Annotated in this window: 18 protein-coding genes; 10 read left to right on the forward strand and 8 right to left on the reverse strand. The window is 53.8% G+C overall.

What is annotated here, in order from left to right; translation table 11 throughout:
• The first annotated feature begins 1 nt into the window (after position 1).
• From ABKW30_RS24105 to ABKW30_RS24135, 7 genes are read left to right on the forward strand one after another with little or no spacing between them, the layout of a single operon-like run.
• A complete protein-coding gene (locus ABKW30_RS24105) occupies positions 2-1,285 on the forward strand; it encodes a type II and III secretion system protein family protein (RefSeq protein ID WP_348601483.1) in 1,284 nt (427 codons plus the stop codon).
• Between the two features lie 7 nt (positions 1,286-1,292).
• Complete coding sequence (locus tag ABKW30_RS24110) at positions 1,293-1,712, forward strand: hypothetical protein (protein ID WP_348601484.1); 420 nt, start codon at positions 1,293-1,295, stop codon at positions 1,710-1,712.
• 40 nt (positions 1,713-1,752) lie between these two features.
• Positions 1,753-2,568 carry a tetratricopeptide repeat protein gene (locus ABKW30_RS24115; protein WP_348601485.1) on the forward strand — a complete coding sequence of 272 codons (816 nt, stop codon included), beginning with the start codon at positions 1,753-1,755 and terminating at the stop codon, positions 2,566-2,568.
• A gap of 15 nt (positions 2,569-2,583) precedes the next feature.
• Positions 2,584-3,624, forward strand: coding sequence for an EscU/YscU/HrcU family type III secretion system export apparatus switch protein (locus ABKW30_RS24120; protein WP_348601486.1), 1,041 nt, complete (start codon positions 2,584-2,586; stop codon positions 3,622-3,624).
• A gap of 59 nt (positions 3,625-3,683) precedes the next feature.
• Positions 3,684-4,352, forward strand: coding sequence for a L,D-transpeptidase (locus ABKW30_RS24125; protein ID WP_348601487.1), 669 nt, complete (start codon positions 3,684-3,686; stop codon positions 4,350-4,352).
• Between the two features lie 12 nt (positions 4,353-4,364).
• Positions 4,365-5,171, forward strand: coding sequence for a hypothetical protein (locus tag ABKW30_RS24130; RefSeq protein ID WP_348601488.1), 807 nt, complete (start codon positions 4,365-4,367; stop codon positions 5,169-5,171).
• A 56-nt stretch (positions 5,172-5,227) separates the two neighbouring features.
• On the forward strand, positions 5,228-8,755 hold the full coding sequence (locus ABKW30_RS24135; protein WP_348601489.1) for a hypothetical protein: 3,528 nt from the start codon (positions 5,228-5,230) through the stop codon (positions 8,753-8,755).
• 44 nt (positions 8,756-8,799) lie between these two features.
• On the opposite strand, the gene ABKW30_RS24140 is transcribed toward ABKW30_RS24135, so the two are convergent.
• From ABKW30_RS24140 to ABKW30_RS24155, 4 genes are all read right to left on the reverse strand, one after another.
• Positions 8,800-9,669 (reverse strand): FkbM family methyltransferase, encoded by an 870-nt coding sequence (locus ABKW30_RS24140; RefSeq protein WP_348601490.1) that lies wholly within the window; start codon positions 9,667-9,669, stop codon positions 8,800-8,802.
• Positions 9,670-9,824: 155 nt separating this feature from the next.
• On the reverse strand, positions 9,825-11,120 hold the full coding sequence (locus ABKW30_RS24145; RefSeq protein ID WP_348601491.1) for a glycosyltransferase family 1 protein: 1,296 nt from the start codon (positions 11,118-11,120) through the stop codon (positions 9,825-9,827).
• On the reverse strand, positions 11,120-13,234 hold the full coding sequence (locus ABKW30_RS24150) for a capsular polysaccharide biosynthesis protein (RefSeq protein WP_348601492.1): 2,115 nt from the start codon (positions 13,232-13,234) through the stop codon (positions 11,120-11,122). Before ABKW30_RS24150 ends, ABKW30_RS24145 begins: the two co-directional genes overlap by 1 nt.
• Before the next feature lie 4 nt (positions 13,235-13,238).
• Entirely contained in the window at positions 13,239-14,615 is a 1,377-nt protein-coding gene (locus ABKW30_RS24155) for a capsular biosynthesis protein (RefSeq protein ID WP_348601493.1), read from the reverse strand.
• A gap of 395 nt (positions 14,616-15,010) precedes the next feature.
• Between ABKW30_RS24155 and ABKW30_RS24160 the strand changes: the two genes are divergently transcribed.
• Positions 15,011-16,210 (forward strand): capsule biosynthesis protein, encoded by a 1,200-nt coding sequence (locus ABKW30_RS24160; protein WP_348601494.1) that lies wholly within the window; start codon positions 15,011-15,013, stop codon positions 16,208-16,210.
• Positions 16,207-16,944 (forward strand): ABC transporter ATP-binding protein, encoded by a 738-nt coding sequence (locus ABKW30_RS24165; protein WP_348601495.1) that lies wholly within the window; start codon positions 16,207-16,209, stop codon positions 16,942-16,944. The genes ABKW30_RS24160 and ABKW30_RS24165 overlap by 4 nt, the downstream gene beginning before the upstream one ends.
• A 44-nt stretch (positions 16,945-16,988) precedes the next feature.
• On the opposite strand, the gene ABKW30_RS24170 is transcribed toward ABKW30_RS24165, so the two are convergent.
• Entirely contained in the window at positions 16,989-17,795 is an 807-nt protein-coding gene (locus ABKW30_RS24170; RefSeq protein WP_348601496.1) for an ABC transporter permease, read from the reverse strand.
• A 166-nt stretch (positions 17,796-17,961) separates the two neighbouring features.
• Here ABKW30_RS24170 and ABKW30_RS24175 point away from each other — a divergent pair, with 166 nt between their 5' ends.
• Positions 17,962-19,122 (forward strand): capsule biosynthesis protein, encoded by a 1,161-nt coding sequence (locus tag ABKW30_RS24175; protein ID WP_348601497.1) that lies wholly within the window; start codon positions 17,962-17,964, stop codon positions 19,120-19,122.
• A 6-nt stretch (positions 19,123-19,128) separates the two neighbouring features.
• Here the strand turns inward: ABKW30_RS24175 and ABKW30_RS24180 are convergent, their stop codons facing one another.
• The 3 genes from ABKW30_RS24180 to ABKW30_RS24190 are packed head-to-tail and all read right to left on the reverse strand — an operon-like array spanning position 19,129 to position 23,268.
• Entirely contained in the window at positions 19,129-19,974 is an 846-nt protein-coding gene (locus ABKW30_RS24180; RefSeq protein WP_348601498.1) for a tetratricopeptide repeat protein, read from the reverse strand.
• Positions 19,971-20,969 (reverse strand): hypothetical protein, encoded by a 999-nt coding sequence (locus ABKW30_RS24185; RefSeq protein ID WP_348601499.1) that lies wholly within the window; start codon positions 20,967-20,969, stop codon positions 19,971-19,973. The genes ABKW30_RS24180 and ABKW30_RS24185 overlap by 4 nt, the downstream gene beginning before the upstream one ends.
• Positions 20,947-23,268 carry a glycosyltransferase gene (locus ABKW30_RS24190; protein ID WP_348601500.1) on the reverse strand — a complete coding sequence of 774 codons (2,322 nt, stop codon included), beginning with the start codon at positions 23,266-23,268 and terminating at the stop codon, positions 20,947-20,949. The genes ABKW30_RS24185 and ABKW30_RS24190 overlap by 23 nt, the downstream gene beginning before the upstream one ends.
• Between the last annotated feature and the right edge of the window lie 46 nt (positions 23,269-23,314).

A 23,314-nucleotide genomic window follows, 5' to 3' on the forward strand; every position in this document is an offset into this window, starting at 1 on the left:
AATGGCAGTCCTGTTGGCCTTGCTTATGTGCCTTCAGCCGGCCGCCGCTCAGGTCAAGGTTGATGCTACCGCAGGGCAGGTGCTCAAACTCAGCATGGGGCAAGGCCAGATCTTGCGTTTTGACCAGCCGGTTGAATCGGTATTCCTGGCCGATACGACTATCGCCGATGTTCGTGTCGTGTCTCCCGGTGCCGTCTACATTTATGCGACAAAGATCGGCAATACCAATCTGATCGCACTTAGCCCCGATCAGGGTACGCGCGGTACGGTTCAGATACGCGTTGTCGGTAATCCGAAAGAAGCACAACAGTCCGCCAAAGTGCTGCAACCGACGTCCACAGTCGATATCACACTGTTTGGCGAGCAATATGTAGGTAAGGGCCAGACCAACAATGTTGGCGAAGCGCTGGATACGGACAATGTTCTCCAGAGCTATTCGAAACCCGACAAACCCGCGCTTAACAATACGACGATTTCCGGTCCCAATCAGGTCAATATTCGCGTCCGCTTTGCTGAAGTCGCGCGAAATGAACTCGCCCGCTACGGCGTTGACTGGAGCGCTGTCGTCAATAGCGGTTCCTTCTCATTTGGTCTTGTGCGAGGCGGTAATGTTCCCAGCCAGGAGGGGGCCACCGCGATTGGCGTGAACAGCCGCAATGTCAATGTCGGCGTTCTTCTTGATGCGTTGAAGGATAACGGTGTTCTGACAATTCTGGCAGAACCGAACATCACAGCCGTCACCGGGCAAACAGCGAGCTTCCTTGCCGGTGGTGAAATTCCGGTTCCGATTCCAGTCGGTAACGACCAGATCGGTATTGAGTACAAGCAGTTCGGTGTTTCCTTGCAGTTCACGCCAACGCTTCTGCCCAATGATCGCATAGCCCTGCAGGTGAGACCCGAGGTCAGCAGTGTTTCGCAGGATAGCGTCGTGTCCATTCGCGGTCTGGTTGTGCCGTCCCTGCGTATCAGGCGCGCCGATACAACAGTTGAAGTCGGAAGCGGTCAGACATTTGCCATCGCCGGTCTGTTCCAGCGGCAGGAGACTCAATCGATCAACAAGACGCCGGTTGTCGGCGATGTGCCTATTCTAGGAGAGCTGTTCAAATCCAAGCGCTTCCAGCGCAACGAGACGGAGCTGGTCATTCTGATAACGCCCTATCTCGTCACACCCACATCCTCCCGTAATCTCAAAACGCCATTGGACAGTCCATCAGGTGCAATCTCGTCGCCGCGCAAGAAGTCCAAGAAGGTCGTCAATCAGGGGTATGGTTTCTATGTTGAATAATAGCCCCATGATCCGTTTCGGTTTGCAGCTTTTAGTTGTAGCTAGCACAGCAGCCCTTTCAGGTTGCATGGGCACCAAGATACAGCCTTACTCGCCGAACTACAGTTACATCGATACCGGAGGCACATCGAAACCCGGTGTGGTCAGGAAGGGATATGACAGCGAGCGTGCTGCCATGCTCGTGCCTGATGCCTGCATCACACCGGACACGGGTGAAGATCCGATGTATCTGCCCTCGGGCTGCGCAAATAATCTTAATTTGCAGCATATGGCCGCCAAAAAGCAGGATCTGATGCATGGCCGCGAGATGGGGCCGGCGATGGCCGCACCTGTGGCCCGGGCTGCACAAAATTACATTGAGGGGACTGAGCCTGAAACCCGTCGACGCCGGTTACCGGCAGACGAGACAAACCAGTCAACCCAATGAGGATAATCGACATGATCGATGGATATCGGGGAGCATCTACATGATCATGAAGCACTTTGCAGGAAGCATCTTGCCTGTTTTGGTTTTGGGGCTGGGGGTTTCGGGTTGTATGTCGACGCCACCTGAGCAGGCGGCCGCCGCCAAGAAGCCTGTCAGTCAGCAATCTCAGCTGATGAAGATTGCCAGGGATATTGACGCAAAGGGCGAGAGTGGTACGGCTCTGGCGCTTTACGAGCGCGCTGCCGAAATGTCCACGGACGATTCCACCATTCATGTCAGGCTTGGAAATGCCAGGATGAAGGGTGGCGATCCGGACGGCGCAGAGCAGGCTTACCGATCCGCCCTGCAGATCAACCCGCAGGACGCCAATGCGATGCTCGGATTGGGAACAGTGCAGCTTCAACGTGGCGATGCGAGTGCGGCTGCGAGAATTTTGGCGTCTGCTGCTCCGGCGGTAAACACCGTGTCGGCCTATAATAAGCTCGGAACTGCAATGGTACTCAGCGGGGATGGCGCCGGAGCGGAAGGTGCCTTTGCCAAGGCTCTCGCATTGCAGCCGGGAAACCTCGATACCAAAACCAATCTGGCGCTGGCACAGGCCTTGTCCAACAAGATGCCTGATGCATCTTCCAGCATGAACAGTGTCGTGACTTCGCCGCTCGCCGAGAAGCGTCACTTCGTTAATTACATGATCATTCTCAGCATGTCGGGCGATTCAGCCGGAGCGCGCGCGATTGACGTTCCTGACATGCCTACGAACCAGAAGAACCAGATCTTGGCGAAAGCTGCGAAGCTACGGTCGATTCAGGACCCGGCGAAACGGGCGCAGGCGATTGGCCTGCTCGCTTCGGCGTAATCAGGGACTTAAAATGTGAGCCAGACCAGCGAAGAAAAAACACTTCCGGCGTCGGACAAGAAGATACAGGACGCGCGCAAGAAGGGTCAGGTGCTGCACAGCCCGGACATGGTTTCGGGCGTGATCATTCTCTCGTGCACCGTCTTCCTGATCTATATTGCTCCGCTTCTGCGCGTAAAGGTCGGCGCTTTGCTGGAAGAAGCATCGCATATTTACGACCGGCCTTTTGCCGAAGTCTGGTACCGGCTGATTACAATTTCCGTCCAAAGTCTGCTGACGGCGACGATACCGATTCTCGTCATCACCATGTTTGCGATCCTGGTCACGAATGTTGCTGTCACACGGGGTTTCGTGTTCTCAGCCAAACCCATAGAACCTGATTTTGAGCGCATCAATCCGGCAACCGGCTTGAAACGCATATTCTCGCTGAAAAGCGTTGTGGAGTTTTGCAAGGCGCTGTTCAAAATTGTTGCCGTGACCACAGCGTTTGTCTTCGTCTTTCAGGCCGGGCTGAAGGCCCTGTTCGAATCCCCGTCCTGCGGCGGCCTTTGTATGCAGGCGACCTTCTTCGCCATGCTTAAGCCATTGGCGGCAATTGCTGTCGGCGCTTTTTTGATTCTCGGATTTTGTGACATCTTCCTGCAACGCTGGCTGTTCCTGCGTGAAATGCGCATGACGAAGACGGAGAGCAAGCGCGAGCACAAGGATATGGAGGGCGATCCGCTTATCAAGCAGGAACGCCATCGCCAGCGTCAGGCGGTAACCGGCGGCAAGACAGGGCTGAAAAGCGCGGTTCTGCTGATCGGAGAGCCGAAAGGTACGATTGTCGGTATCCGCTATGTTCGAGGCGAGACGCCGGTTCCCATCGTTGTCTGCCGGGCATCCGGCGAGGCTGCCGCGCAAATGGGCCAGCAGGCCGGTGAGCTTGGGATTCCAGTGACATATGATGGCGACCTTGCTCGTCAAATCGCCAAAACAGCCAATATAGGCAATCCGGTTCCGGAACGGGCATTCCAGTCTGTCGCCAATGCCCTTGTCGGTGCGGGGTTGATTTGAATGGTCCAGGATTTTGCACAGTTACAGCAGGTAATGCTCTCAATGGAGGTATGTTTTTCATGATGACCCTGAAGTCCGGCATCGGAGCATTGGCAATCGTTCTTACCTGCCTTGGCAGTATCTCAGCGGGCGAGAGAGTACAGTCGACAGAGCCCTCACCGCCTGTTCTCGACAAGAAGAACCACAAGGTATGGGTTCAGCAGGGTTATCTGGATTTCCTGATGGAACCTGAGAGCTATCCACCGCGCCATGCCCGTCAGGGTGCTGTTGCGGTTGATACGCTGCGACCGGCCGTGCCTCGCGGAGTTGTTAGTTACGAGACACACGAAAAGCCCGGCACGATCATCATAGAGACAGAAAATCGTTCCCTTTACCTCGTACAGGGAAACGGGCAGGCCCTCCGCTACTCAGTCGGAGTCGGCCGTGAAGGCTACGGCTGGCGTGGTACGGAGCGCGTATCGAGCAAGAAGGAATGGCCGGAATGGCGCCCACCTTCCGACATGCTCGCCCGGCGGCCGGATCTGCCGCAACATATGGCTGGCGGAATCGATAATCCGTTGGGCGCCCGCGCACTTTATCTGGGAGATACGCTCTACCGGATTCATGGCTCCAACGAGCCTGAAAGCGTTGGTCAATCATCGTCATCAGGATGTTTTCGCATGACGAACGAAGACGTTGTTGATCTCTACAGCCGTGTAAAAATCGGAACAAAGGTAGTTGTTTTGTAAGGAGGCAATACAATGGCATTTGTCGTAAAATTCGATGGAAAGAGTTTCAGCCTGAAAAGTGCAGATGGTTCCCAGAGTTTCAATGTCACCCCGGCTCAGTCGCAATCCTGGCAGGTGGCGCTCGACAAGCAGGCCAAGATGCAAGGCTTCAAAGACACATCGGAGATGTTGAGCAAGGTTACCGTTACGGTGCCAAACGCTGGTGATTCCCAATACAAGATCGCAGATCAGTTTGGCATTGGCGTCGAGGGTGCGCAGGTCATGGTGGAAGGCAATGTGCAGTTTGCCGATCCCGATCTGATCCATACTTATAACGAAGGAGATCTCAATCCGGATTTTGTCACTGTTCCGGTAGAGCCGAAGGTTGAGCAACCTCCAATTTCGAACAAAAATCCGGACGGCCCCATCCCTGAGGCGGATACTTCCCCGGCGCCAAGCGATGCGACGAAGAAGCAAACCGCTATCGATACTCTGAAGAATCCCAGTGCCACGGCCGAGCAGAGAAAGACCGCGATTGCAGCTTATCTCGATGGCCATAATGGCAGCATCGAAGAACGGACAAAAGCGGCTATCGAGTTGCTTGATCCGAACCAGGATTATGGCGAGGAAAATGTCAGGACAGCAAAGCGCCAGGAAATTCTTGATGTGCTGGTTGAGCCCTACAAAGAGAAAGACACCAAGAAACAAGTGTTTGACAGCCTGCTGGAGCACACGTGGGTTTCTGAAAGGTTTGACGACAAGAGCATGGATAAGGTCATCGGTGAACATGCGAAGAATAAATACAACATCGATTGCGATCCGGAGAAGTGGAACAAATAGCCACTTTTCGTTGATGATGGTGGATTGCAAAACGTCCGGTTTCGGGAGGAAATGAGATGTCTTTTGGTGCGAACAATATCTTTCAGCGTTGGCGGCCCCAACCCGCAAAGGTTGATAACAAATTCGACTCTGTGCTAACGCAAAGCGCCAAGGCAGCGCCCGCGGCGACGCCAAAACCACCGGTTGCACCGCACGGTTGGAATGAAGCACCGGCGGGCATTTCTCAGCACCGTACTGAACCCGGTCTCTGGCCGTTCCGCATCTATGACAGGGCGGGCATTGATCCCACAGACAATAAAGCGTTGCACGACCAGCTGGTAGCAACGCCTGAGCTTGATCCCAAAGCGTTCGGTAACAGGCCGGCCGCGCCGCCTGATGCCGACAGGGCATTGGAGAAATGCGATACGATTAATGTTCTTAGTCCCGAGCGGCTTTCACTATTGGAAAAACAACGCACCTCGTTGGCGACCGCAAGCGACACCACCAAGACTCAAGCCGAAAGAGATGCTGCGAAGGATGATCTCATTGTCTCCATCGCCGATGAGATTGATCTGGCAACTGTAGGTCAGGGTGCGCCCAAACTTGGCACAGACCAGAACAACGACAAGAAAGTTGATGTCAACGAAGCAAGCAATGTCACAAAGCCAATCCTTGAACGTGCGCCAAACGATCCTGTTTTCGTTGATGCCTTTAATCAGGCAAAAGAACTGAAGGAAACCAAGTGGAAGGCCGAGGGCCGCACCGATGACCAGATCGGCGTGATTGCCAAGGCTGGTGATGCGCAGGACTACACCAAGGTAACCAGCGAAACCAAGAAGCAGCTGGTTGATTTGGCACTTGCTGCTGGCCCTACCGAAGGTGAACAGATTACAGCGCTGACCAATCGCGCCAACATCTATATGAATTATAGCGCTGGTGACCCGGAAAAATACCAGGCTGCTCTGCAGACTGGTGCAGAACAGGCTATCAAGGAAATTCGTGTTGACCGGAAGGTCGATGAACTGACCACGGCTTTCGGCAAGGGTGATCTTGGCGGCGCTCAGGCGTTCATGGCAAAACTACGCGAGAAAACCGGCACTGAAAATACGCTTCCCGGCAGCGGATCACTGTTGGCTTCTGATCCTCGTGTCATGTCCATGCTCGATAAGTCAATCGACGCGATTGCGGGCGCAGGGCCGCGCGACGGGGATATGAAGGAGAAAACCCAGGCAGTCGTTGATCTGGGAGTAGCCAGCCAGAACATTCTTTACAATGATGGCGACAAGCCTGGCAAAGGCAAGGAAGTCGTTGATCACGTTGCGAAGTATGTTGTCGACAAGATGCGTACTGAGCTGCCCGGCGATCATCTCAATGTGTTCCACCAGCAGAGGTTCTTCAGCATTGTCAGCCGCGAAGATGTGCAGGGTGGTGGCACTTCGCTGCTCTCGGCTATTTCGGCCCACACTGCCGTTGAAGCTGACAGGCAGAAAGGCAAGTTTGATACCGCTGATGATAGCTACAGCGCTATAAATTCCAATGCGCAGTGGGCAACCCGTCGCAGTATCGAGAACTTCGGCTCGGCCTCGAAGGCGCTCAACGAGGATATGAACGTCAAGTACAACGAGCTTTATCACGGGCTCGAAGGTTGGGGCGCGAATGTCAAGGCCGATACCGGTATTCCTGCCGAGGCTCAGCTCGCCCGGGATATGGAATCCATCGACAATATGTCACCGGAGAACAAGCAGAAATCTGAGGATCTGGTCAAGCTGGGCAACGACAAGCAGAAGCAGTGGGAACTTCAGGAAAGCATTGAGCTTGGCGTCAACATGTACAGTAACGACAACAAGAAGGTTGGTGGGCTGGATAGCGAAGCTCCCATACCGATGTTGTTTGGTACGGGCATCATGATGACCAAATCCAAGTCGGTGAAGGAGGCAATGGCAGACTTGCCAGAGCGTCCGAAACAGACGGAAGACCCTTATACAGGTGTAGATACGAATGGTCAGCCAAAGACTCCCGCTACGATCTGGGTTCAGAGAGCAACGCGTGGGCTTGCAACGCAGGCAGTCACAGAGTCGCTCAAGGGCAGCGTCAACAACATCAATGTCGCTCTTGGCGAACAGCGTTATCAGTCCATCCTGAACGATGGCACGATAGCAACCAATGAAGAGCGCAAGGCGATGAAGGACGCCAAGACCTTGAGCCCCAATGGGGATGCCTATGTCCGCAATGCGAAAATCGCTCTTGGTGAAGCAAGGTTCAACGATATTGTCGATGGCAAATCTCAACCCACTGATGCGGAAAGAAAGCAGCTTTCCAATCTTGGCGGTCTTCGCTTTGGCCTGAATGCTGTAACCCGGATTTCAGGCGGTGGCAGTGCCGTTCTCTTCGGACGTAATATTGGTGCCTTGGATGGGTCACCTGCGGATCTCGTCTATTATGTGCCGCATACTCTGATGATGCTGGGGGCAGCGCAAACGGCTTTGCTGCCCAAGTCAGGACAAATATTCCTGAACAAGGGTGCTGAACACGACACCCCGGCCAGAATGAAGATCGACGACATCCAAAAGAAGGTCGCTGCAAGCACCAACCTTACCGATCTGGAAAAGAAGAGATGGGCAAGCAGCCTTAATTTCCTCGATGGTGTCCGCGGTGGCGGCATTGATACTGCTTATGTGGCCGCAGATATGAGCAATGCCGTTATGAATGGTTTTGGTCTGTTCGGGACCAAACAGGATAGCGTCAAGGCGTTCGGCTATGGCACGGCGACAATCAGTGATGCACTGTTTGCCACGGTCAGTGCACGCGGGGCTGATGCCGCGCTGCTGAGCAGAAGTGAGACCGGTCTGTCCCGGCTTCTCGTGAGGCTTGGACCGCTCAAGGTCTCGGGGATTGCCGCTGTCCTGCAGGTTGCGGGCGCTGGCATCGTCGGCGGTCGCGGCGCCTATAATGCGGCCCACACCTACGACAAGGCCGATGCGGACGCCATACAGGTTCTTTACGGCGTAAAGGATCGCAAGACTGCTGAAATGCTGGCGGAACACAACGATCTTCTTGACGAAGGATTGATGGGCATTCTCCAGACGGTATTCCCGGGCGATGAACATCTGATGGGCGGCGACGAGGGTACACGCAGCGCAAATAATGTGCTGACCGGTACCTATGCCGATCTCGACTATAATCGAGCCCGTCTGGGGCAGCTATTCAATAGCTGGACGCCGGATCAGGCGAAAGAAGTGTCCGAGACCATCCGGAACATGACGACGAATGACAAGCACGAGTTGAAGGATACGCAGGATGACCTGAAATACCTGCAACTGCCATTCGACCCGGAAAAGGCGGATTTGTCCAAGTACCCGAACATCAAATACAACGCTCAGGAAAAACGCTACGAAGATACCCAGACGTCCATGCACTGGGAACAGGGTAAATGGTGGGCTCCGCCTAAGAAGTATGAACCCGGTATGGCGCCAAGTCAGGATCCGCTCTGGTATCAGCCTTCAGATGGTACGCTCATGCACGAGAATGCATTTGCCAGACAGGTCAAGCCGGACAGCAAGGAAGGCCTTAAAGCCTGGCTTAAAAACAAGGGCTATATCGATTGATAGCTGACTGAGAAAAAGCCGGCTCAGCGCCGGCTTTTTCTTGGCTAGAGGGCAAGGCCGAGAGTTTTCAATCTCTTCTGTACATCTTTTTTACGGTCCGGATGAACCGCGAGAATATTGGCAACCCTTCCTGAAGGGAAGGCAGCATCAACCTCTGCTGCATTTTTGAGAGGAGCAATGGAATCGATATCCACCTCCCATACCCCGTACCCCCAGCTGATCAGAACATCACAAATCTTACCCGGCGTGACGCGTGAGAGGTTCCATAGGACATCCCTGTTAACCTCGACAAGCATCGTCGGATGAGAGGCTTGTATCGTTTTCGCCGCGCCTGTGAAGAACATGCCTTCCGCGCCTTCTATATCAACCTTGAGCGTATCCGGCTTTATACGCTTGGCGATGATATCCAGGGTTTCAACCCGGACACTGCGATCCGAGTGCCGGTTTCGTGAGCCCGCAACCAGACTGGTCGCGCCGGCATTGACGGTTTCGTCCGCCCTGTTCAGTTCCATCGTCCCGGGAACATCCGCAAGGGCTATCTGGTGAACAGTGATCGTCTTTGAGAGCTTGTTTTCCTTGATCGACTTGCTGAACAGCGTCCACAAATGCGGGAGCGGTTCGAACGCAACAACCTTGCCGGTGAAGCCCGGCTTGGTGGCGACGGACAGCGAGTAATAGCCGACATTTCCGCCCACATCGAAGAACGTGCCGGTATCCGGAGTTATCGCCTTGATGATATCGATGTCGAACTTCTCATAGCCACCACTGAAAATGCCGAACGTCATGTGGTACTGGCGCAGATCGAGATAGATTTTGAATCCATCCTTGGTCTCGTAAAGAACCTCTATGCTCTTGGGCACGAAGTTATTGAACAGAAGCTCGGCGTGCCGCTGATGAAATTCAACCGAGCTCATGAACCTTCTTCGATGTTCGGTAAGCGGCATCTCTGAGATGCTGAAAAGGTTTTCGGAAATAACGCGAGTCTCCTCAATGTTAACGTCGCGCCCGAGGATATACTTATACGAATTGAGAATATCGTTATAGCTCGTCATTACGCTTTCACTCGCCCCTACGCATGGATTGCACTTGTATGATTGCCTGCATTGCTTTTTCGACTGGCTGCCGCATCCAGCAATTCATCTAACTGGTCAAAATGCTTGTCCCACTTTTGCAGGATAAGCGGCGTGCTGCGACGATGTTCCGCCGCATGTGTCTCGATAGCATCGCGCCATCCAAGCCCGTCCAAAGGATCAAGGAAGATCGCATTCTCCCCGGCTATTTCCTTGTGTGACGGAATATTGGACGCAATGATGGTTGTGCCGGTCGCCATGGCTTCAGCCAAAGGCATCCCATAGCCCTCGACAAATGAGGGCGCGAGCAGGGCAGTCGCACCTGCCATAAGATCGGCAAGTGCCGCATCTCCGAGGTCTGGAGCCTCAATGACGATATCCCGCAGTTGGGGACACCGATCGAGCGTGGCGAAGACCTGTGCATTCTCCCAGCCACGTTTTCCGGCAATGACCAGACGTGGTGTATTCTTGCCGTGCTTGTCGACAAGCGCACGCCAAAGTTGCAAGATCATCGCATGGTTCTTGCGCGGTTCAAGTGTTCCAACCATCAGGAAGTAGGGTCGTTTCGAGCGGGAAGCAGCTCTGCTGGCAAGATTGAAGCTGTGTTCCACGCCGGGCGGGAGAATGGCGATGGAGGGAACGGCATGGCCTCTCTCTTCGGCAAAAGCTTCGAAAGAACGGGCTGTGGTCTGCGAGTTGCAGAGAACCAGCCCCGCATGTTTCAGGACTGTCTCCATCCGTTGCAGATGCCGCTGTGGTTCATTCTTGCGCACAAACTCCGGATGGGTCAGCGGGATAAGATCATGAACGTAGAATATGCCATTGCTGCGTTGGGCATTCAGCCAGGAAAAAGCGGCAGGGCGATGCAGATTGGTGTGTGAAACATGCACAAAGGGCGCGCTGGTGGCCATACGGCTCATCGGCAATATCGTGCGCAGCACCTTGCCTGCATTCAAGCTCCATTGATGCAATTTGGTTTTGTTTCGAGGGGGCGTGATGCTTTTCAACTGTGACCAGGACAGGCGCCCGTCTAAGGCGGCGTAAATCTGCTCGAGTTCAGCAGACTGCGACTGGCTCAATGCCGCTGTTGACCATCTCTCGCCCAATTCGGAAATCAATCCGCTTGCGCGGCCGCGATTAATTTCAATGGGTTTTGTCCTGCTCATTTCGATGAAGTAGGAGCTGCGGGCCTGCGCCCAGTTTGCATATTGAAGCTCGAAGCGATCAATACCCGTGGGGGTCGAGAAATGCGACCTGTCGATCAGCCGGGAGATATCCATTGCAATTGCGTTCATCACGACCATCCCATCATGCGCAGAGCTGTCCTCAACAAGGACGGCTCCATCGGCTTTGCGCCATGCAGTTCTTCAATCACGTCCTCCACCTCGCAAGGCAGGTTGGTGCGGGCGGAAAAATAGAGCGGGTAAAGGATCAGGGCACCGGCAACCAAGGCGTCCAATGTCAGGTATTTACGTGGCCGCAATGGTGATACGCAATCATGCGTCAGACCCCAACCGGCATAGAATGGCAGCCCGTGGCACCAGACCTGACGCCCCCGCATTAATGCTTCGAAACCAATCAGCGAGGTTGCAACATGGACTTCGTTGCACACGGAAAGCAGGCTATCCACCGACACATTCCCGACAATGAGATCGGAAAACTCTGCAAGTTGAGCAGGGTCAGAAACTCTGCCACGCTTGCCTGCCAACATGTCCGGGTGTTCTTTGAAGATGATGAATGCCTGCGGACGTTGGGCACGAACAGTCTTGAGCAAATCCATGTTGGAAATGTTGTTGGTCAAGCCGAAACGCAGTGATGCGTCGCCCGGAACCTGCCCCGCAACGAGGATAACGGGTTTGCCTGCGGCCAGGCTTCGGTAGTCGGGAGGGGTTGTGCCCTGAAGGTTATATTTGGTTACGTTATGCTGCACTATGCTCTGGCGCAGGCGGGCAGCACGGCTGAGAATAGCGGTCGTAAAATCGGTGCTGAGCAGCAGACGTTCAAGACCGCTTTCACGCGTGGCATCGAAGTAGATCCCATCCCTATCAAGGCAGAGCGATGAAGCCGGAATGAGACGCGAGCCCAGCCCCACAGAACGTATGAACCCGTCTTCCATCCGCAGCATCGGTACGGAACGAGTGGTGTCGGCGGCGGCGCTGGTATCCTCGCTCTGACCCCAGCGTACTATATAATCCGCCCGTGCCAGTTCATTGGCTCCCGGCTTTGAACCGGTGAAACGGACAGTCGACCATGGACCGGAGAGAAAGCGTTTGACGCTGCGGCGTTTATGCTTGGAAAAGCCGACACAGAGATAGTTGCCTCGTCGTGCCAAGGCGTGGTGCCGCCAGGCAATGAGCCGTTCGATTGCTTTCTCGGCAGTTGTTGCTTTTCGGGTTACCGGATCGACATAACGGGAATAATGCAGCAGTGCGGCTGCAACAAAACTATCAAGATCCGGACGGCTGGTCCTGCGTGAGAATGCCGCCCTCGCAATCGGGCCATCAGCCCAATCTGTTGTAAGGCCCCAGCCGGCATAAAACGGGACGCCAAATGTTTTGACGGGGACAGATCGGATCAATGCATCGAAGCCGAACTGGCTCGAGACTGTCCAGACCTCATCCACGACATCAAGCAGGGAATGCGGAGAGATATTCTCGGTGATGACATGAACGTTGGCTTCGCTGCCTAGCTGAGTGAGATAGCCTCTGGCATACCCGGCAGCGATATCCGGGTGGCTTTTTATCAGCACGGTAGCACCCGGAACTGCGAGTGCTTCCTGCAACATTTGTTGGAACGTGTGCTCATTCGCACCGGCCCCGCTTACCGAGTAATCCGCAGTAACCTGATCGATCAGCAGAATTCTTCGGCCGGTTGTCGGCGCGAGGGAAAAGGGATAGTCCGGCAGATGATTATACTTGGTCAGCCTGTGCTCAACGATCTGCTGCTGGATTGTACGGCTTCTGCAAATATCGCGGTCCCCAATGCCGGATTCTATCAGAAGCTCCAGCCGCGATGGTTTTGCCGCGTTGAAATATATGCCGGTATCATCCGCGACAATGGAAACTCCGGGTGCCCCGGCCTTGCCAAGTCCGGCAGACCGGAGGAACCCGTCTTCGAGGGTCCAGTAAGGTAGGCCCCGCAACTTTGCCAATCGCTTTGCGGTACGCGCCAATGGCTTTTCGCCCCAGCCTAAAAACCCGTCAGCGGATATGACAGGCAACTCGGCACTGCGTATCCGCGATGTTTCCAGTGCTGCGCCAATCAACGGGAACCGCAAGCGCGTTGGCGTGAAGGCCAGCAGTCGCGCGTTCTTGTGGGGCAACCATTCCGGCATCGCTCCCTTGCCCGAAAAGTCATGCGGTATCACCGGGCCAGATTGTGCAATTGGTGATGCCGGGATGACATTCATGGCATCAATTCACCCTATCTGCCGAAAGCGAAGTATTGGCCTTCTGCGCGGCCTTCTCACATGTGGCAGAAGGTCGATTTACAAGAACAGAAGCTTCATCGAGGGGAACGATTTTCAGTTCGAGCTGGATACGCTTCACAACTCGCTTGGCAGTGGCCTCCAGCAAATTGCGGAGATAGAAGCTCCCATTTACAAGACTTTCATCGTGCATTCTTGAATTGAAAGCTTTGACTGCTGCCTTGTCCGGTGCAACCGGCGATGCCCAGAATGCGTCCAGACTGTTGGCAGCAGCGCCCTGTTGTGCACCTTGAATGGCTGATAGCCCCTGTCCGCTATAGACCGCGTCACCCAAAGTGAGCAGTGGTTTGCCATGGTTTAATGCGAGCAGGCCTGAAGTGCTGTTGACTGTTACCAACCCGAGCGAGTGGCGGATGAGCAGGCCGATCGAACCATCATCGACAATGTGAACTCGGTCTTCGCAACCGGCAATGCGGGCGAGAGCCATAGCAAACGGCCGGTAACTTTTATGGCCGCGATCCATCGGGTGAATCTTGATAACGAGATGATGGTTGCCCGCTGCATGACGCTCAAAAGAGCGCAAGCTTTCGGTAATCAGCTTTTCCATGGTCCAGCCGCGGCCATGCCGAAGCAGTTGCTGGTCATCGTGCACCTGAAGCGCAACGACAAAATACTGATCCTCAAGGTTCTCGATGAGATTAAGCATCAACTCATTGTTTGCCGGATAATAACGCAGCTTCCGATAGAAGTTTCGCGTCCACAAAACGGATTCGGAAATGATGCCCCGGCTGCGATGGTGTGTGTTCCCGCGGAAGAATACAGCGCCGGCTGTTTTCGCCAGATAGTATCGAATGGCAAGGAAAGTCATCGCCCGGAAAAGATTACCCTTTACCTGCTCAGGTGGCACGGCAGGCCCGCGCGCATGCAGATGGGGTTTGTTCATACGTAAGGGCGACATGGCATTGTTGCCACCCCACTCGAGAGTAACGAAATTGGGGCGGACATAACCTTCTTCGAATGAAGCTACAGGGATGCCGGCTTGTTGTGCCACCTTGATGGCCTGACGATGATAGGGGCGGCTATCGCCGAAAAGAACAATCGTCTCCGGTTTCCTGCCACGGATAAAAGCGCTCAGCCAGTCGGACCACGCGTCGGTTGTACCTGAAAAATGCAGCGTTTGCGGTCCACGGAAATAGGACCAGTCGCCCCCGTTGAAGTTTACCTTGAGAACGTCGTAGCCCTCCGCTTCAAGCTCGGTGGAGAGGATGCGAAAAAAGGGGCCGACGGGGCCTTGGAGAAGAAGAATTAGAGGCTTTTGTGCAGGCACTATGGGGTCAGTGCGTTCCGGGAATGAAACGATCATACCCAACTGGTCGGATTCATGGCGTCCGATTCTATGCCCCACTGGTCTTCAAGCCCCTTTACAACGCATACTCTGGTCAAAAAACTCTACTCAGAGCATAAAACTGATGCATTTTCAGGTAGTTATTTCATTGGCAAACATCGTCCGCCATACTAATTACGCCAGAACAAGTAAAAAAACGCCAATTACCCATTAAAATTATTTATTATGGTTTCTATTCTGAAATTTATTTACTTAATAATCTTTATACCAATATTTACAGTGGTTTATAATTGCGACTAAGGTTTTTTCATTATATGCTGCACTTGGGTTTAGTACCGATAACGCACTTCTTTAGTGCAAATATTGGAGCGTAATTTGGCTTGCATTTCCTCTAGACGGCGGTTCTACGCAGCATGACGCGCGTTAGTACAAATGATGAGTTTACCGACTATCTGACGTTGGTGGACATTCATGCCGGGAATGTCTTGCCTGAGAAGAAATCTTTCTTGGACCGCGCACTTTTCTGGATTCGAAACCATCTTCTCGTTCTGATCGTGGTCGCGCTGCCGACGGGTCTTGCCACTGTTTATTATGGTGCTATCGCATCGGATCAATACCTATCCGAAACACGGTTCGTCGTGCGCAGTCCCAACAGGAATGCGGCAGGCTTGTTGAGTGGCTTCCTTCAAAGCACGGGCTTTGTGCGGGCTCAGGATGACAGCTACGTTGTCATGGAATTTATTGAATCGCGGGCTGCAGCGGGCGACATGGCCGAGCATGGTGGATTGCGGGAAATACTTTCCCGGCCCGAGGCCGATTTTCTCACCCGCTTTCCGGCGCCTTGGGGCAAGCCGACCGGCGAAGCCCTTTATCAGCATTATCTCGATTTCGTAACGATAGAAACAGATTCTGGTGGAGGGGTGACGACCTTGCGGGTCCGTGCATTCCGTCCTGAGGATGCGCAGACTTTGGCGCAGGCGCTTCTTGATCGCGCTGAGATGCTTATTAACCGGCTCAATGATCGGGCGCGTCAGGATGCCGTGCGCTTCGCCCGGATCGAGGTTGCAGATAGCGAGAAGCGCCTCCGCGACCTGCAAAAATCTCTGACCGACTTCCGCAACAAGGTTGCGATGGTTGATCCAAGCAAGCAATCCGCCAGCATGTTCGAGATGATAGCAAAACTGTCCGATGATGTTGCGCAGAACAAGGCTCAGCTGGCTTCGTTGATAGAACAAACACCGCAGAGCCCGCAGATACAATCCATGCGCAGTACCATTGATGCCAAGGAACAGCAGATCATTGAGGAGCGTGCAAGGATTGTCGGCGACGATGCTTCCATGGCCCCGCTGATTGCCGAATACGAGCAGTTGCTGCTGCAGCGCGAGCTTGGGATGCGGATGCTGGAGTCATCTGCCACGTCGCTTGAAAATGCCAAACTTGAAGCGCAGAGGCAGCAGCTTTACCTCGAACGCATCGTCAATCCCAATCGCCCTGATTATGCCATGTACCCGAAGCGGATAAAATCGATCCTGATGATATTTGCCCTTTGTTTTGCAGTCTTCTGGATTGCCCGCTTTTTCCGCAACCAGATTTACGATCATTCAGAGACATGAATACAGACGGCACAATCACGTTTCAGGGTGGTGGAAATGGTGGTCTTCCGACCTCCTGGGTTAGCGACAGGCCTGCCAAAACCGGCGCTGTGTCGGTACGCAATGTCAGCAAGGAATACCCTATGAATGGCGGCACCCGCCGTGTGCTTGACGACATAAGTTTCGAGGTAAAGGCGGGTGAGAAAATTGCCGTTCTCGGTCACAATGGTGCAGGGAAATCGACGCTGGTGAGGCTCATTGCGGGGATGGAGCCTCCAACCTCGGGTGAGATCACCCGAACAATGTCCTTGTCCTGGCCCATCGCGTTAAGTGGCGGATTTGGCGGGTCCATGACTGGTATAGACTGTATGCGGTTTCTGTCGCGTGTCTACAACAGGCCTGTCGATGAAATTCGGGATTGTGTCGAGACGTTCAGCGATCTGGGAAAATATCTGCGCATGCCCATCAAGACCTATTCTTCAGGTATGCGTGCACGTCTGGCATTCGGGCTATCTCTTGCAATCGATTTCGATTGTTACCTGATCGACGAGGTTGTCGCGGTGGGCGATCAGCGATTCCAGCGCAAGTCCTTTGAAGAGTTGTTTGTGAAGCGGCGGGATCGCGCAATGATCATCGTTGGTCACAGCCTTGATATCATTGCAGAACATTGTGCATCGGCGCTTGTGCTCAAGAACGGGCGGGGCAAGGTGTTCAATGATGTGAAATTTGCCTTCGATATCTACGCGTCATTGTAGGAGATGGGATGCAGTTGAACACGCTACAGGCCGGGCAAAAAAGTCTACTCGAACTTGATGTGGTCGCGCACACGTTCGATCAGATAAAGACCTATGGCCGTGGTGATCAGGCAACAGGCGAGAACATACGAAATATCGTAGTGGGCGACGATCGTATCGCCGAACGTACCGGAACGGAACATCTCGAAGCAATGCACGAGCGGCACATAGAGAGCCAGTTTCTGTATGTCGGAAGGCAGCCACGAAACCATGAAGAACATGCCCGAAATTGGCAGGGTCAGATATTGCAGCGGAGCAATGAGCTTTTCGACGAATTCGAAGAATTCGGCCAGAGCCGCCAGTATCAGGCCTACACCGAATGCGAACCAGGCCATGAAGAACCAGCCTGCCATGACCAGTCCGAGATCGTGATAGGGCTCCATGAGATCGGCAAAGCGCGTTCCGGTGTAGACGATGACCAGAGCAAGTGTCGTGCCGCCAAGTTCCAGCAAGGCGCGCGCCATGAGCGTATCGGCCATGCGTATTTGACGATGATACATCAACGGCAGGTTGTGCTTCAGGCAGGAAACCAGCTGGGAAGAGATATGGCGCCAAAGCGTCAGGGGCATGTACCCGCTCAAAACGAAGGCGATGATGCCGAGACCATGCGACTCGTGCTTCATCAGTGTCCACATGGTCATAACGCCGACGGTCAGGATCATCGGTTCAAGAATGAGCCAAAGGAAGCCGACATTCTCGCGACCATAACGCGTGATCATCTCGCGCATTATCAGGGCGCCGAGGACCCGCAACTGAACGCGTATGCCAGTCAGGATGGTGGTCTTCGCAGGTTTTGCCGATACAGCGTCCATTCAGTCTCCTTGGTAACAACAAGAGGAGTTCATTGACGATTATATGCGAAATAAAGTATTGTGCAATAGAAGTTAAGAAGAAACTTTATCTATTAACTATAGATTGGTTTTAATGACACAATAATATTTAAAATATACTATTGTGCCTGATCGAATGCATGAAGGGATGAGTGCCATAAATAGTCTTGCTCCAGGTTTGTTTACACCGGCAACGGCGCCGCGGCCCGCGTACTCGCGGCCGAAATTTGTACAGCGGTTGCTCGCTGCCCTTTTCATTGGCCTGCCGACTTTGCTGGTGAGCCTCTATTATATTTTCGTTGCGTCACCGATGTTTGTATCTGAGTCGGCTTTTGTGGTTCGGATGGCTGCACCACCATCTTCATCAAGCTTTGGTTCCATGCTGCAGAATAGCGGTATCACGCGATCACAGGATGATACGTTCTCCGTTCAGGAGTACATCCGCTCCCGGGACGCTCTGACTGTGGTGCAGGATGCCCTGCCGCTGCGAAACTATTACGACAGCAGCCATGGCGATGTATTGGCGCGCTTTCCGGCCCCTTGGGAAAGCGGACGCTTTGAGGAGCTTTTCCGCTATTATAGCAAGCGCGTTCAGATTGTGCACAACGACACAACAGGCATAACCGTGCTACGCACCTCCGCATTTCTGGCTAAGGATGCACTTACTCTCAACCAGAAATTGCTGGACGTGGGTAATGCGCGTCTGATCAAGATGAATGAGCGGGCGAGGGGAGATGCCGTCCGCTTTGCCACGACGGAGGTCGAAGGTGCCGAGCATCGGATGATCGAAGCCCAGAAAAACATAACGCTCTTCCGCAACAAAGAGCTGATGATCGATCCCAAACTGAATTCGGTATCCATGGTCGAACTCATGAGCCGCATCAGTTCCGAACTGGCCGTTTCCCGCGCAAACCTTGCGGAGACGAGATCCACGGCCCCGGATTCAAGTGCGATCCCTTTCATGACCAGCCGCATTGACGCACTGGAAAAGCAGCTGGCCATGGAGCGGAGCAAAGTGGCGGGAACAGACGGCTCGATTGCGCCGAGAATTGCAGATTATGAAGCGCTGATGCTGCAAAGGGAGTTTTCCAACAAAGCATTATTGTCTGCGCTGGATTCTTTAAAAACTGCCCGTGCGGATGCGCGCCGACAACAGCTTTATCTGGAAGTGGTCGTCTCACCCAATTTGCCGGATCAAGCTGAATTGCCGCTCGCCTTGAAGAATATTGCGATTGTATTTTTGGTCACTTCCATCGGATATTTGCTTGGCTGGCTGCTTTTGACTGCTATCCGCGACCATGGCAGCTGAGCCTGCTCAAGCAGGCTGGGCAAAGCAGGTATAGATTTCCCTGATGCAGGTTTGAATCTCTTTTTCGATGGAACTGGTCTGGTCGATATAACCAGACCTTTTGGCTCTTATATCGCGCGCCAGAATATAGTGCGACAGCGCTGTTTTGTAATCGCCCGCGAGTTTATGCAGATGCCCAAGCTGAAGCTCTACGTCCTCAAGGCTGTTTTGATCAAATGCTTCCGCATATTCACGATACTCGCCGTATAGTTTCTTCGCTTCATCAAAATCACCATCTTCCTTGGTGATGTTTGCATATACGGCGATCATATCCCGCTCATTGTCTTCGGTAACAAGTTCGCGCAAAAGTTGCCGCGCGCAGGACCAGTTCTGCTCTTCGACAAGCTTCATGGCCTCACGGCGCTTGAGTTCAACGCCCGGTTTGCCGGATCTGTTGCGGGCGATATTTGCGTGGCGGATCAATTCCGCATCGGCAGGAGCGAGTTTTAGACCTTTCTCGTACCATTCAAGAGCTTTCCCGGACTCGCCCATCCGGCTGAACAGATGTCCAAGCTGCAGGTGGACGTCCGCATTGTCAGGGTTCATGCCGACAAATTTCCGGTAAGCGGTTTCGGCACGATCATAATTGCCGAGTTCCTTTTCGGCATGGCCCAATTGCACAAGCAATCCTGTGCGTGCCGGATCGGCGGCAATGGCTTTTGTATAAAGCTCTGCGGCGTTCGCCCAATTACCCTTGTCGCGGGCTGCATCCGCCTGCAGGGAAATATTTCTGGGGCTGGTCGAACTGTCAGCCACTGCCGCCAGTTGCACCGCCATACGTCGTGTGCGTTCTGAGAAAGGCAGCTTGATCATGTGTTCTCAACCCGCTGCTTGCTGCGGATCATTGAGACATCACGCAGCTTGATCCATGGCTTTGTATCAGGTGTTTCAAGAATTTTGAGCCGGAGTTCCACGAACCTGTGCTCATTGCGGATATCGACGCAGAGATTCCCGATAAATGATCCGGCAATGATAAGCTCCTGCAAGGTGTCCAGACCGGAGTTGGCACTGATCTGTACCGCAATCTTCGCCGCAGGGTCCTGCACAAGATCGATCCGGACCATCCAGGTACCGGCTTCCAGGCTGCGCTTTGGTCCGGTGATCAGCCAACCGGGCGAAACACTCCACCCGCCATCGACGACATTAACCGGCTGGTGAAGCAGGTCAGGACCTATCATCCAGCCTTCGCCAGTCACTTCGCGTACGAAGATCAATGTCTGGTTGCCATCCATGTCATAGGATAGTCCTGCCGGCAGGGTGCGGGCGGAGCTTGGGTCGACAGGCTTGTTACCCGGGTCTTGGGTCGCGGGTTGCTCCAGTGTGTCCCAGAGAGAAATTTGCCCGTCGCGGCGTGCAATGGAGACAACCCGTTTGACGATATCTTCGCGCGTGGTCACATTGCGACGCAGATCGAACTCCATGGTGAGCCGTTCCTTGTCGGTAGGATCGCGGCCGCATATCTTGTCAAATGTATAGCGCAGGAAGGCTACGTTATTGTCCGGCGCAAAACGGGTGAAGCTTTCGATAATGGCAAACTGGTCCGGGGTGCGGCGCAGGACCTGCGCCTCATAGTCGACTGGCTTTCCTCCACCTTCCGACGAAGCGGCGCGTAAAGCGTCAACGATCTTGAGGCGGTTCGTACCATTACGGATGGCTTTCACGAGGTTTTGCCTTTCTTCGTCGCTGAGTTCACCAGAAGAGAGGTTGAAAGCAGCTGCCCATGCTTCCACAAATGCTTCGCCGGAAAGGGAAAAAACATCCTTGGGCACGGCTTGAAGCGGGATTTTATGCAGCTCGGCGATTGTCATGTTTCTGATCCAGCATCTGTTCGATAAGTGCGGCATGTCTCGCCGCCACACGCGGGTAGGAATTCCATTGTACAGCCTGACGCCTGTCAGGATCGCGTAGCCCGAGCAGAACGGGATTTTGCGCAAGACTGATCAAGGCTTCGGCAACGCAATCAATGTCCACGGAACGAACGACATGGCTTATCGGCCACATATCGCGCAGCACCGGAGAGCGCGAGCACAGCAACGGCCGGTCTGCACTCATTGCAATGCGGGCTGCACCTGTCGCCGTTTCATTCGAGGGACCGTAGAGAAATGCCAGTAAATCGGATTGTGCCAATTCGCGGGCCAACTCGTCCTGTTCAACAAAGTCAAATCGCGCAGAAGCTACATCGTGCAGATCGAAATGGGAAAACAGGTTTTCAACAACGACCCGGACTTCCTGCGATTCATCGTTTGGAAGCATGCAGTTGAGAAGCTTCAGACGCAGCCGTGGTTCGAAGACCCGCGCTCGCGCAAAGGCTTGCACAAGCAGGTCGATATTCTTGTGCCGCGTCAGAAATCCGAACGACCCTATGGTAAAGACCGATGGGTCCGGGCGGATGTTCTCTTCCGGTATGGGAATTACACCGTGTGGCATGACCACGGGATTGGGATGCCCGGCCTTTGCCAGCAGGCCCGCATCCTCGGCGGAGTGCACGAACACAATATCGAAAAGTTTGGTCCACTCAAGATGACCGTGCCGAAGGATTTCCTTGACGCTGTGCATGGTGATGACACGCAGCTTGTGGCGGGTCTTCGCAAGCGTGTTGTTTACAAGCTCCATATCCGGCGTGGAGAAATGCCCCGGATGATGTTGTATCCACAGCACATCGCCGCGTGCACTTTCGATTTCGGAGACGAACCTTGTGAGTGATGTCAGGTCATAGCCCCACGAACGGGAAACAAGGTCCGGTATGTGAGTAAGCTTCGCCTGTGCGGAAGCTGGCAACTCGTCGTTCAGCAGACGCCTTGCATAGATGTGTGAAAACCTGCCGGTAAACGCTGGAGTCGAATAGAGGTGCTCGGAATAGGTAGCGATACCGCATTGCTGATGCCAGGACGAAACAAGGTCAAGGCTCCATGGTTTGCGTGCTGCGGCCGCTGCGGTCTTTCTGGTCTTGGTAATTGATGTGAGCACACGGCGCGCGACGGAACCCCAGCTCAGGTGATCGGCCAGAAGCCGCTGCGCAGCCCTGCTTCGCGACTGGGCTACCTCGCTGTTCGTGAGCGCTGCACGCATCTGCGCTCCGAGATGCTCAACAGAAGGCTCGGCCCAAAGGCTCAGCGTCCCGGAAACATGGGTCTGTGAAGGAGCCATGTGATAGTCCACCATCCATGCGGTCTCTGGCGTGCAGAAATCCAGCTGTCCGCTGTAGGCAGTCGTTACTACCGGAATATCGAGCCGCATTGCCTCTGCGAGAGGCAGGCCGAAACCTTCTCCTTTGCTTGGTGCAGCAACGAGAGAGGCTGTACGGTAGAGTGCCAGCATTTGTTCGGAAGTATACAGATCGTCGATAATCGTAATCGGAGCTGCGTCGGGCAACCGCTCACTGAATTTGTCCATGACCGAGGAGAGGATGTTGTCAGGGTTTGGAAATGTCTTGATGACAAGCTCAACCTGTTCGTCTCTCTTGAACGTTTGCGTAAACGCGTCGACAAGCGCATCGATACCTTTGCGCGGAAAACAGGAAGAGACATGCAGGATGCGCTTTTTCCCGGTCGAGGGCACGGGTGAGGGAGTGCCGAGCCCTGCATCGGGTGCAACATGGTCCGTACCATTGCCAACGACCTCAACAGGAATGGTCAGGCCAGACTGAACGAAGGCCTGTTTTACAAAATTTGCTGTCACCATAACCAAATCGAGATCGCGGTTGAAACGTTCAATGAGATATTGGGGAACTTCCAGTTCTTCCCAGGCAAAATTCACATAGGCATTGAAACGGCCAATCATGTCGCGCGTGGTTGGCGGCCATGTGTTGCGAAGGTGAATGTCATATTTCTCGGATGGATAGCCGGGTAACAGCAGGCGTTTAACCTCGGGAGTAGCGTTGAGCCTTGCGTCGCTCTGCCAGTCGGATTCCGGCGTATAACAATGAAGATCGACACCCGCTTCTACAAGCGCTTTCGCGAGAAGCCGGTTAACGATGGCAAGGCTGTAATCGCCTTTGAACACGCCATCAAAAAAAACACGCTTGCCTGAAAATGCCTCACGCGAGAGTTTCAGATTTTTCTCATCAAGATCAATAGTATAAGGCGAAACGGTTGGCGCACTGCGCATACACTTTTCTCCAGAACATCCGTAGATCAGATGTCATACTGAATGT

Origin of the sequence: Phyllobacterium sp. SB3, assembly GCF_040009165.1 — a bacterium.
GTDB lineage: Bacteria > Pseudomonadota > Alphaproteobacteria > Rhizobiales > Rhizobiaceae > Phyllobacterium.